The organism is Caballeronia fortuita (genome assembly GCF_001544835.2).
GTDB lineage: Bacteria > Pseudomonadota > Gammaproteobacteria > Burkholderiales > Burkholderiaceae > Caballeronia > Caballeronia fortuita.
Map to the genome: position 1 here is coordinate 61,319 of NZ_FCNX02000002.1, position 12,033 is coordinate 73,351.

The following is a 12,033-nucleotide window of genomic DNA, read 5'->3' on the forward strand; positions in this document are numbered from 1 at the left end:
GCCTGCGTCACCCCGCGCCGCCATCGCTCCCGCTCTTCAGATAACTCGCGCGAGCCGCAAGAATATGCGCCTGCATCACGCTGCGCGCCCATTCGCCATCGCCGGCCTTGAAGCTGTCGATGATCTCGCGATGATGCCCGAGACTGCGCGCAAGTTGCTTGTCGTCGTATTTATGGAACGTGCGCAGCACGACCGGAAGCTCGATGATGCCCGCCAGCACGTTCGCGAGCCGCTTCGTCCCGGCCGCCTCCAGAATGCGTTTGTGGAACTCGCTGTTCAAGGACGAAATGCGCTCGATGAAGCCCTCCTCCCGCTCGCGCGCTTCGCGTTCCATGCTGTCGGCGAGCCCTTCGAGCAGCGCGACTTCGTCATCGGCAATGCGCGTGGCCGCGATCGAGCACACCATGCCTTCGAGCGTCGCGCGCAACTGGAAGATTTCGACGGCATCGTCGATATCGAACGACGCCACCGACGCGCGCTGGCTCGACGTGAACTGCACGAGCCCGTCGTTCGAAAGACGCCGCAGCGCCTCGCGCACCGGCGTTCGCGACACGCCGAGCTGCGCCGCGAGATCCGTCTCGGTCAGTTGCGCGCCGATATGCAGCTCGCGCGAGAGAATGGCTTCGCGAATCGCTTCGTAAGCCTTGTCGACGGCCCTTTTCATGGTGCTGGATAGTAATGATGGTTGCGTTGCCGAAGCGCTATTCTAGTCCGCGCTAGTCGTTCGACGCCGCGCCGATCGCTTTCAGCGCCGCGCGCGCGCATTCCATGTCCTGCGCATAGTGGCCGCCGCTCAGTCCGATCGCGCCGATCACCGCGCCTTCTTCGACGATCGGAAATCCGCCGCCGAACACTACGAGCCGCGGCGTATGGACGAAGCCGTGCAGAAGAGGCGCATCGTCCTTGATGAAGTCGTGCCAGCGATGCGTCGGCAGGCCGGTCGCGGCGGACGTGTACGCCTTGTCCTGCGCGATGCCGAGCGAAATCTGCGAGGCGCCGTCCATGCGCATGAACGCCTTCAGCAGGCCGGCGTTGTCGCACACCGCGATCGACATCGGCAAGCCTTGTAAGCGTGCATGCTCCGCGGCGGCGGCGATGGCGGATTGGGCGGTGACGGCGTCGATGCTGCGTACGGAAATCGAGGTCATGCGTGATTCTCCTTGTTATCGATGAACGTTCAGACGGCGTTGCCGGCGTCGTGGCCGTCGGCCGTGGCGGCGAGAATGCCGCGTCCGGTGCGGCAATCGCCGACGAGCCGTGTCGGAATGCCATGCTCCTGCAGCGCGCCGAGCAGCGAGATGTCGGGCACGCGCGGCGTCGCATACGCGAGAAACGCGACATCGTCGATGAAGCCCGCGTCGCCGCTATACACATTGCGATATTCGAGCCGCCCTTCGCTCTCGAACGATTCTCCGATGACCGGTTCGCAGAGCGTCAGCACTTGCACGCGGGCGAGCGCGAGGCGTCGCAAGAAGCCCTGCCGCGTGACGAGCGCGACTTCCTGGGCAATCGATTCGCGCGGCGTGATGATCGCGACGCGCTCGAAGATCGTCGCGAGCAGTTCGGCGGCGGCGTAGGTGCCTTCGCCCTGATCCATGTCGAAGATGACCGCGCTCCCCGGCTGTCGCGACGGATGACGCAATAGCTCGGCCATCGCCGTGTTGATGTCGGGAATCAGCCCGCTTTCCGCGTAGTCCGCAGGCACCCACGACGGCACGCTATGCGTCGCGCCCGTCGCGAGAATGACTTCATCGGGCCGGTACTCGCTGATTTCGTCGATGCCCGCGCGACGCCCGAGCTCGAAGCGCGCGCCCGCCCGCTGCGCCGCGACGAACTGATAGTCGTAGACGCTCGTGATGGTCTCGCCGCCGGGCAGATGCGAACGCAGATGCGCCTTGCCGCCCGGCTCGCGGCTCGCGCCGAACACGATCACGTCGTGGCCGCGCGCCGCCGCTACCCACGCCGCCTCCAGACCGGCGACGCCCGCGCCGACCACCGCGACGCGCTTTTTTTCGGGCGCGGGCGGCGGCCGGAAATCGACTTCATCGGCTTCGGCCACGCGCGGATTGTTGATGCACGCGATCGGCCGGTTATACGTGATGATCGTGTCCCAGCACGTATTGCACGACACGCAATAGCGGATGTCGTGCGCACGCCCGGCGAGCGCCTTGTCGAGCCACGCCGGATCGGCGACGAGCGTGCGCCCGAGACCGATCAGTTCGGCGTCGCCGTTCGTCAGGATCGCTTCGGCTTCGGCGGGATCGGTGATGCGGCCGAGCGCCATCACCGGCACGCCGTGGGCGGATTCCCGCAGACGCCGGATCAGGCCGGTGTACGGCACGCGCTCGCCAAAGCGGTCGGGCACGTGCATTTCCAGCGAGCGCGCATGCGAGCCTTGCGCGAAGCACACGTAATCGACATCGCCCGAACTCGTCAGCATCGACGTGACGAGCGCCGCTTCGTCCGGGCCGATGCCGCCGGGCACGCCATCGTCGCCGGGCAGCTTTAGGCCGATCGCGAAGTGGCGCGGGCAGCACGCGCGGATCGCCTGGATCAGCTCGCGCAAGAAACGCGTGCGGCCTTCGCGGTCGCCGCCGAATTCATCGGTGCGCACGTTCGATTGCGGCGACAGGAACTGATGGAACAGATGCCCGTGTCCCGCCGAAAATTCGACGCCCGCGAAACCGCAGCGATGGAGCCGCGCCGACGAAGCCGCGAAATCGTCGATCAGTTCGCGGATTTCGCCCGCCGACAGTTCGCGCGGCATCGACCAGCTCAGATCGTCGGCGAGGCGCGACGGCCCGATCGCGTTGAAGCTGCGGCCCGATTCGTGGCGCGCGCGTCCCGGGTCCTGAATCTGCCCGAAGAGACGTGAATCGTAACGTTCGACAGCTTCGGCCCAGCGCGTGAGGCCGTCGAGATTGTCGTCGTTCCAGACGCGCACGCGGTCCCAGACGCGCTGATGCCGCGCCATCGAAAGCGGCTCGGTCACGACCGCGCCCGCGCCGCCTTGCGCGCGATTCGCGAAGTAGCGGATCAGGCGATCGGTGACGTGCGAGTCGTCGGACATGAAGGTGCTCATCGACGCATGCACGACGCGGTTGCGTAGCCGCGTGCCGCCCGGCAGCACGAACGGCTCGGCGAGCGGTGAGGACATGTTTGGACTTGTCATGGGCGGCTCACGAGGAAAGTGCGTTGATCTGCGCGGCCTGCGCGCGGCGCTTCGTGCGCTGATTCGCGAGCCATGCCGCGACGCGTCCCTGATGCCGCCGGCCGAGCAGTGCTTCGACGGTATCGAGCACGTCGAGCAGACGGTCGAGATCGATGCCCGTCGCAAAGCCCGCATGTTCGAAGAGGAACGCGAGGTCTTCGGTTGCGACATTGCCCGATGCGCCCGGCGCGAACGGGCATCCGCCGAGCCCGCCTATCGACGCATCGAACTGGCGCACGCCGCAAAGCGCCGCCTGCCACGCGAGCGCGCTGCCGAGACCGCGCGTGTCGTGGAAATGCGCCGCGATGCGCGCCTGACCGTGCGCGCGCATGAGCGGTTCGAAGAGCGCGGGCACGTCTTGCGGATGCCCCGCGCCGATGGTGTCCGCGACCGCGATGCGATCGGCGCCCGCATCGATCATCCGCGCGGCGAGCGCCTGCACGCGCGCGGGCGGACTCGGGCCGTCGAACGGACAGCCCATCGCCGCCGCCAGATAGACGCGCACGCGCACGCCGTCGTCGGCTGCACGCCGCGTGACGGTTTCGCAGATGCCGCTCGCCTGATCGAGCGTCATGTTGATGTTCTTCACATTCAGCGTTTCCGACACGGCGAGCACCAGCGCCACGGACTTCACGCCCGCCGCATGGGCGCGCTCGTAACCTTTCATGTTCGGCACGAGCGCCATGCAGTCATCGAGCCGCGACGCGAGGCCGCGCTGCATGGCCGCATCGACGAGTTGCGCGGCATCGGCGAGTTGCGGCACGGCGTCGGGACGCACGAAGCTCGTCAGTTCGACATGACGCACGCCCGCTTCGATGAGTTGTTCGAGCAGCGCGAGCTTGCCCTCGACCGGCACGGCGACGGGCTGATTCTGCAGGCCGTCGCGCAGGCCGACTTCGGTGATGCGAATCTTCTCCGGCATGGATGCCTCATCTCACTGAATGACGCCTTCGCGGGCGAGCGCGGCGAGATCGGCCTCGCTCAGCTTGAGGAATTGCGACAGCACTTCGGCAGTGTGCTCGCCAATCGTCGGCGGCGGCGTGTACGTGTCTTCGTGCGTCTCCGACAGCTTCACCGGATTGCCGGGCATCTCGACCATGCGGCCATCGGGCGCGCGCACGGGCACGAACATCTTGCGGCTGCGGATCTGCTCGTCGCTCAGAACGTGTTCGAAGTCGTTGACCGGCGCGCACGGAATGCGCCGCGCGGAAAGCTGCTCGAGCCAGTATTCGCATGTATTCGTCTCGAACTTCTGCTGCACCAGCGCGTTGATGCGTTCGCGCGCGGCATAGCGGCCCGGCTGGCTCTTGTAGGCCGGATCGTGCAGTTCGTCGATGTCGAGCAGTTCGATCAGCGATTCCCAGAACTTGTCCGTCAATACCGCGATGATTACGTGGCGCGTCGACGTGCGGAACGCGTCGTAAGGCACGTGCACGAAATGGCGGTTGCCGAGCGGCTCGGGATTCTTGCCCGACATCGCGTGCATGGTCGCCATGTAGTTGAGCATCGAGACCTGGCAGTCGAGCATCGAAATGTCGACGTGCTGGCCGCGCCCGGTTTCGTGACGCGCCATCAGCGCCGCGAGCACGCCGATCGCGCCGAAGAGTCCGCCGCCGAGATCGCCGATGGGAATGCCCGCGCGGATCGGCCGTCCGCCTTCCTCGCCCGTGATCGACATGCCGCCGCCCATGCCCTGTGCGACGAGATCGAACGCCGGACGATGCTGCGCCGGGCCGCTCTCGCCGAAGCCCGTCACCGAGCACGTCACGATGCGCGGATTGATCTTCGCGAGTTCTTCGTGGCCGAGACCGAGGCGCGTCATCACGCCGCTGCTGAAGTTGTCGAAGACGACATCGACCTGACGCACGAGTTCGAGCAGCAGCGCGCGGCCGCGATCCGTCTTCAGATCGATGCACACGCTGCGCTTGTTGCGGTTGAGCGTGAGAAAGTACGCGCCCATGCCGTCAATGGAATGATCGGGATCGTTCGCGAGCAGCCGCCGCGTGCCTTCGCCCGCGCCCGGCGGCTCGATCTTGATCGTCTGCGCGCCGAGATCGGCGAGCAGCATGGTTCCGTATGGCCCCGACAGCATGTGCGTGAAGTCGAGCATGACGATATTCGAGAGTGCTTTCATGCGTTGTGTCCCGTGCTTGTCGTTGATATCAGAACTGCGACATGAGCTTCGACCAGCCCCGCACGCGGTCGTCGATGCCGTTGTGACGCAACGCGTGCCAGTAGTTCGCGATGTTCACCGCGATCACCGGCTTGCCGAGCCAGCGTTCGGCTTCATCGGCGAGCGATGCCATCGGCAGATTCGCGCCGAACTGGACAATGGCTTCGGCGTCGGGCGTATCGGTGTCGCGCAGGGCATCGATCAGATACCGCGCATCGACCTTCGTATAGCCTGTGAACTGCTTGCCTTGCAGATGATTGAACTTGACGACATCGAACCCGGCCTCGCCGAAGAACGCTTCGAGATGCTTTTGAATCACCGGGTAATACGGCTCGACGATCGCGATGCGCCGCTTCACGCCGTGCGCGGCGAGCGCCTCGAGCACCGCGTCCGATGCGAGCGTCACGCCGATGTTGCGGTCACTGGCGTTCGCCCGCTGCGCGATGCGCGCCTTCAGCGCGTCCGACTTCGCCCTGCTGCCGCCCCAGATCGCCAGCGCGGAAATGCCGAGAATCAGATGATCGGGGCCGCATGTCATCACCTGATCGACGGCGTTATCGAGCGCCCCGAACAGCGCGTCGATGCCGCGCTCGAAATCTTCGTCGGAGCGCACGGCGAGATCCGGAACGTGCATCCGCGCGATGTGGTTGGTGACGCCGTCCGGGCGCATGTCGTCGCATTCGGGCTGCACGCAGGTATTCACCGAGGGCGTTGGAATACCGAACATGCAGCGCGAGCCGAGATAGTCTCTCATCGCGTCTTGCCCTCCGCGTTGAGCGCCATGTCGGCCGGGAAAGCGGCGCCGTCCGCGGCCTCCGGCGTGAGCGCCTCGAGCGGCTTGCGCTTGGTCTCGATACCGGCGATGAGGAAGATCAGCGCCTGCACGATCAGCACGCCCGCGAGCGACGTAATCACCGCCGTCACGCCGCCCCACGTGAACAGCGACACCACGATGAACTGCACGAACGCCGTCACGAGCCGGCCCATCGTCTGACAGAAACCGGTGCCGCGCAGCCGGTACTCGGTCGCGAAGAGTTCGGTCTGGAGCGTGTAGCCGATCGTGAGCCACACGAAGATCGACGTCACCAGCAGCAAGCCGACGACGAGCAGAAGCGGCGTGTTGTGAACGGTGAGCGGATAAACGAAGGCGCATAGCGCGGTGAACGCGGAAGCGCCGACCATCAGCGGCCGCCGCCCGATGCGATCCGACAGCAGGAAGCCGATCAGCGCGCCGAGCGGGCCGCCCAGGCTCATCACCGTGGTATAGCCGAGCGACGAAGCCACGCTTACGCCTTCCTTGACGAAGAAGCTGGGCAGCCAGCCGACGAGCCCGTACACCGACAGGCCCTGCACCACGCTGAACGTCGCGCCGAGAAAAGTGCGGCGGATCACGGCAGGCGTGAACAGCACGAAGATCGACTGACGCTTTTGCGCGGGCGCGGCGGCCGCGATTGGCGCAAGCGGCGGCAGCGGTTTGCCCGTTGCGCGCTCGCCCTGCTCTTCGATGTCGCGCAGGATCGCTTCGGCTTCGTCGAAACGGCCTTGCTCTTCGAGCCAGCGCGGCGACTCCGGCATCTTCTTGCGCAGCATCCAGATAACCGCCGCGCCAACGCCGACGATGAGGAACATTGGACGCCAGCCGAGCGCCGGGATGATGATCCACGCGAGCAGCGACGATGCGAACAGCGATGCATTCGCGATCAGCGCGAGCAGCGCGATCCACCGGCCGCGCTTGGCCGCCGGGACGAACTCGCTGAGCGTCGCATAACCGATTGCGAGTTCCGCGCCGAGCCCGATGCCCATGACCAGGCGGAAAAAGATGAGCCATTCCATCGACGGAGCGAACGCGCCCGCGAACGACGCCAGCCCGAAGATCGCCAGATTCACCTGATACGAGAAGCGCCGGCCGTAGCGGTCGCCGAGCACGCCCGACATGAATGCGCCGACGACCATGCCCGCGAAGGTCGCCGTGACGAAGAACGCGTTCATGGCGAGCGTCGACCAGCCGCTTTTCAGAAGCGAGCCGAGCACGCCGCCCGCGAGATAGACATCGAATCCATCGAGAAACAGGCCGCCGCCCACAAGCCATAGCATCTTGGTGTGGAAGCCGCTGAGCGGCATTCGGTCGAGTCTCGGTCCCGCCATGACACTTTGCGTCGTCATTTCGCTGTCTCCGCCATGTATGTTTTCGCCGCCCGGGCCGCATCGATGGATCGAGTCTCGGGTGCTGAAAATGTACACAATTTCTGTGTAGCGTGCGCGCTTTTCCGCCTTTACTCGGGAATGCACCTAGTATTTGTACACATTTCGATTGACGCAATGACTTCGAGTCAAATCGTGGATCGCAAATGAAAACGGCGGGCACGAAGGCCCGCCGCTCTCTTGCCAGCACGACTACCGCCTCACTGATCGTCCCAGCGGGCGACGGTCTGCTCCTGCACGCCCAAGCCTTCGACGGACAGCTTCATCACGTCGCCCGGGTTCAGATAGCGCTCCGGCTTCATGCCGAGGCCGACGCCCGGCGGCGTACCCGTCGTGATGACATCGCCTGCTTCGAGCACGACGAACTGGCTGATGTACGAGACGAGCTTTCTGATCGGAAAGATCATGTCGGAGGTCGAAGAATTCTGGATGCGCTCGCCGTTCAGTTCGAGCCACAGCGGCAGGTTCTGCACGTCGCCGAGTTCGTCGGGCGTGACGAGCCACGGACCGAGCGGCCCGAACGTCGGCGCCATCTTGCCCTTCACCCACTGACCGCCGCGTTCGAGCTGGAACGCACGCTCGGAAACGTCGTTGCACACGCAATAGCCCGCGACATGGTCGAGCGCGTTGTCCTCGCTTACGTAGTGCGCGCGCTTGCCGATGACGAGCGCGATCTCGACTTCCCAATCCGCCTTGGTCGAAGTGCGCGGCAACAGCACGCGATCGTTGGGACCGCTGATGCACGACGGCGCCTTGTTGAAGAGAATCGGCTCTTCGGGAATCGGCGCGTTCGTTTCGATTGCATGTTGAACGTAGTTCAGTCCCACGGCGATGAAGTTGCCCGGCCGCGCGATGCACGCGCCGATGCGCGGATCGCCTTCGACCAACGGCAGCGTCGCGATGTCGAGACTTTGAAGGCGTTGCAGCCCGCCTTGCGCGAAGAACGCGGGATCGAAGTCGTCGGTGATCGCGAAGGCATCGCGGATGCGGCCTTCATCGTCGAGAACGCCGGGCTTTTCCTGACCGGGATTACCGTAACGCAGAAGTTTCATGTCGTTAGCTCCTTTGAGTGAGCGGATTCAGGCAGCGTGGAAGAATTCGAGAATCGCGTCGATCTGGCCGCTGTGCATGTCGATGCCGGTCACGACAGGACAGCCGCATTCGATGGCCTTCGCGATGAGCGCCGTAGGCTCGCCGGGCGGACGCAACACGACATCGCCGACGATCTGTTCGGGGCGAAACGCATCGAACGGCGCGGGCATGCCGTCGCCCGCCTTCATCCCGACGATCGACGCGTTCACGACGATGTCCGCGCGCGGCGCATCGGCATCGCCGGCGACGATCTCGCAGCCCTCGCACGACGCCGACAGTTGCGCGGCCAGCGCGCCCGCCTTCGCGCGATCGATATCGCAGAGCGTGATATGCGCGACGCCTGCATCCGCGAGCGATACCGCGATGGCCGCGCCCGCGCCGCCGCATCCGAGCACGAGCGCGCGCTTCGCCTTCAGGTCGTGGCCCTTCGCGAGCAGGCCGCGCACGAAGCCTTCGCCGTCGAACATGTCGGCGTGCCAGCGACCTTCGTCATCGCGACGTAATGCGTTCACCGCACCGATGCGCGCGCCGCGCGAATGCACTTCGTCGGCGATGGCGAGCGCATGCGTCTTGAATGGCGACGTGACGAGCAGGCCGTCGAGATTCTTCAAACGCAAGAGTGTGGGCAGCACCGCATCGATCTCGCCTGCATCGATGTGCATCGGCACGAGCACGGCGTCGATGCCCGCTTCGGCGAACTTGCGCGTATAGACTTCGGGCGAGCGCACCTGCGCGATTGGATCGCCGATAATCCCGTACAGCCGCGTGCGCCCCGTGATCGATGCGGCACTCATGCGCGGCTCCGATGCCACTCTGCTATGCGCGCAGAACGATGCCGCCGCTCGCGCGCCACCGTTTCCTGCTTGATGCCCATGAGACCCGGCGCGAAGATGCGCGCGTCCATCTCGTGCACATCGGTCGCGATGGTGGGCCGGAAATCCATGTGCACAAAAATATCGCGTTCGATATCGATGCCCGGCGCGACTTCGACCAACTCGAGCCCTTCATCGCCGACACGAAACACCGCGCGCTCCGTGACGAACAACACGGAGTTGCCCCGCGCGTGCGCGAGCGGCGCGCTATAACAGATCTGTTCGAGCGAACGCACGAACTTGCGATGTTTGCCTTCCTGCACGATGCGCGTCTTGCCGTTCTCCCATTGCACGTCGAGCCCGCCTGCGGTCAACGTGCCGCTGAAGATCACGCGCCTCGCGTTCTGGCTGATGTTGATAAAACCGCCCACGCCGATGATCTTGTCGCCGAAGCGGCTGATGTTCACGTTGCCGTGCGCATCGACTTCGGCGAACGAAAGGAACGCGAGATCGAGGCCGCCGCCATCGTAGAAATCGAATTGCGACGGCTGCTCGATCATCGCGGCGAAGTTCTGCGCGCCGCCCGAGTCGCGGCCCGTGATCGGCGCGCCGCCGATCAGGCCTTGTTCGTTCGTGAGGATCACCGAGTCGAGCAGGTCTTCTTCGGCGGCGACCGTCGAGAGTCCTGTCGAGATGCCCGCGCCGAGATTGCATACGGCATGCGGATACAGTTCCATCGCCGCGCGCCGCACGATCACCTTGCGCGGCCCGAACGGCAACGGACGAATCTCCGAAAGCGGCACGCGCAATTCGCCCGCATAGCTCGGGTCGTAGTCGGTCGCGTAAGTCTGACGCTGCTCGGGTTCGACGACGACGAAATCCACGAGAATGCCGGGAATTTTCACCTGTTTGGGCGGCAGCGTGCCGCGCCGCGCCATGCGTTTCACCTGCACGACGACGATGCCGCCCGCGCGCCGCGTCGCCTGCGCCATCGCGAGCATTTCGCCGAGCACGGCTTCCTGCTCCATCGTGACGTTGCCGTCTTCGTCGGCGGTGGTGCCGCGCAGGAATGCAATGTCGATGGGAAACGGCTTGAAGCGCAGCCATTCCTCGCCGTCGATATGCATCAGTTCGACGAGCATCTCTTCCGTCGACGGACTCTGCCGCGCGCCCTGCTGACGCGGATCGACGAACGTGCCGAGCCCCGTCTTCGTGATGAGGCCGGGACGCCCGCCCGCCATTTCGCGCATCATTTGCGACAGCACGCCTTGCGGCAGCGTGTACGCCTCGATGCTGTCGTTCGCGGCCATCGTGACGAGGCCCGGCGAATCGACAAGCGCACTCGTGATCGCGCGCTTGAGCAGACCTTCGTGCGCGAGATGGCTCGCACCGAGCGCGGCGCGGTCGCCGATGCCGACCACGCTGATCGACGTGATGCCGCGCGGCTCCTGATCCGCGAGAAAGCGCCGCTCGACCGCCGCGAGCAACGCTTCGGGCACGGCATGTCCGCCGCCCGATCCGCTGATCACGATGGAATCGCCCGAACGCACCAGAGCGGCTGCGTCGTCGCTGGAAATTCGTTCCATGAAATGCCTCGTCTTGGTTTGTCTTGTATCGCTTTGCCTGAGTCAACGAACCGCGCCGCGTGCGCGCCTAATCCACTTCGCGCCCGCGCGCGGCCTGCCAGATCGCGTACCACTCTTCGCGCGTCAATTCGATATCGAGCGCATTCACCGCGTCGCGCATGCCGTCGATGCGCTGCGTGCCCGCAATTGCAATCGGACGCGACGGCAGCCTGAAAATCCACGCATACGCGATCGATACCCAACTCGCCACGCCACGTTCGCGCTGTATCGCCTGCAACGTCTCACGCACGCGCGCCGCGACGGGATCCTGTTCGTCGAACAATCTGCCGCCACCGAGCGGCGACCAGATCATCGGCGTGACGCGCGCCGCTTGCAGCGCGGTGAGCGTGCCGTCTTCGAGCGGCGTCGACATAAACGGCGACAGCTCGATCTGATTGGTCGCGAGGGGAAGGCGCGCATGGAGCGCATCGAAATCGCGCGCCTCGAAGTTCGATACGCCGAACGCGCCGACCTTGCCTTCCTGATTCAACCGTTCGACTTCGCGCGCGAGTTCTTCCGCGTCCATCAACGCATCGGGCCGATGCAGCAAGAACAGTTCGATGCGCTCGCTTCGCAACGCGCGCAGCGATCGCTCGACGCTTTCGCGCAGATGCGCCCCGCTGCTGTCGTAATGCTTCACGCGATGCCCGGGGCGCGCTGGCGACACGAGCTTGATTCCCGCTTTCGTTATTAACTGGATGTGCGCGCGCAAGCCCGGGCGCGACGCCAGCGCATCGCCGAACAACGCTTCGGCTTCGTAGCCGCCGTAGATATCGGCGTGATCGAAACTCGTCACGCCCATCGCGACGCATTCTTCGATGAACGCCGCGAGCGCCTCGCGCGACATGTTCCAGCGCATGACGCGCCACATGCCGGCGACCACGCGCGACGATTCGATAGCGGGCGGTTGCATCATCG

General features: G+C 65.2%; 11 protein-coding genes. All 11 read right to left on the reverse strand.

The genetic code is table 11. The annotated features are described in order from the left end of the window. Window positions 1-7 precede the first annotated feature (7 nt). The 11 genes from AWB77_RS04560 to AWB77_RS04610 all read right to left on the reverse strand — a co-directional run bounded on the left by AWB77_RS04560 (window position 8) and on the right by AWB77_RS04610 (window position 12,031). Entirely contained in the window at window positions 8-664 is a 657-nt protein-coding gene (locus AWB77_RS04560; protein ID WP_061133221.1) for a GntR family transcriptional regulator, read from the reverse strand. Between the two features lie 52 nt (window positions 665-716). After that, window positions 717-1,148, reverse strand: coding sequence for a GlcG/HbpS family heme-binding protein (locus AWB77_RS04565; RefSeq protein WP_061133222.1), 432 nt, complete (start codon window positions 1,146-1,148; stop codon window positions 717-719). 29 nt (window positions 1,149-1,177) lie between these two features. Further along, the gene (locus tag AWB77_RS04570) at window positions 1,178-3,157 is read right to left on the reverse strand and encodes an oxidoreductase (protein WP_061133223.1); all 1,980 of its coding nucleotides are present in this window, start codon (window positions 3,155-3,157) and stop codon (window positions 1,178-1,180) included. 22 nt (window positions 3,158-3,179) lie between these two features. Then, entirely contained in the window at window positions 3,180-4,133 is a 954-nt protein-coding gene (locus AWB77_RS04575) for a hydroxymethylglutaryl-CoA lyase (protein ID WP_061133224.1), read from the reverse strand. A gap of 12 nt (window positions 4,134-4,145) precedes the next feature. Then, window positions 4,146-5,345, reverse strand: coding sequence for a CaiB/BaiF CoA transferase family protein (locus AWB77_RS04580; RefSeq protein ID WP_061133225.1), 1,200 nt, complete (start codon window positions 5,343-5,345; stop codon window positions 4,146-4,148). A 28-nt stretch (window positions 5,346-5,373) separates the two neighbouring features. Beyond that, a complete protein-coding gene (locus AWB77_RS04585; protein WP_061133226.1) occupies window positions 5,374-6,138 on the reverse strand; it encodes a maleate cis-trans isomerase family protein in 765 nt (254 codons plus the stop codon). Continuing rightward, window positions 6,135-7,547 (reverse strand): MFS transporter, encoded by a 1,413-nt coding sequence (locus AWB77_RS04590; RefSeq protein WP_061133227.1) that lies wholly within the window; start codon window positions 7,545-7,547, stop codon window positions 6,135-6,137. The genes AWB77_RS04585 and AWB77_RS04590 overlap by 4 nt, the downstream gene beginning before the upstream one ends. A gap of 239 nt (window positions 7,548-7,786) precedes the next feature. Next, entirely contained in the window at window positions 7,787-8,638 is an 852-nt protein-coding gene (locus AWB77_RS04595; RefSeq protein WP_061133228.1) for a fumarylacetoacetate hydrolase family protein, read from the reverse strand. Between the two features lie 27 nt (window positions 8,639-8,665). Next, window positions 8,666-9,472: a shikimate dehydrogenase family protein gene (locus AWB77_RS04600; RefSeq protein ID WP_061133659.1), complete on the reverse strand. Its 807-nt coding sequence runs from the start codon at window positions 9,470-9,472 to the stop codon at window positions 8,666-8,668. Continuing rightward, window positions 9,469-11,076, reverse strand: coding sequence for an acyl CoA:acetate/3-ketoacid CoA transferase (locus tag AWB77_RS04605; RefSeq protein ID WP_061133229.1), 1,608 nt, complete (start codon window positions 11,074-11,076; stop codon window positions 9,469-9,471). The genes AWB77_RS04600 and AWB77_RS04605 overlap by 4 nt, the downstream gene beginning before the upstream one ends. Window positions 11,077-11,143: 67 nt before the next feature. Next, complete coding sequence (locus AWB77_RS04610; protein ID WP_074168845.1) at window positions 11,144-12,031, reverse strand: aldo/keto reductase; 888 nt, start codon at window positions 12,029-12,031, stop codon at window positions 11,144-11,146. Between the last annotated feature and the right edge of the window lie 2 nt (window positions 12,032-12,033).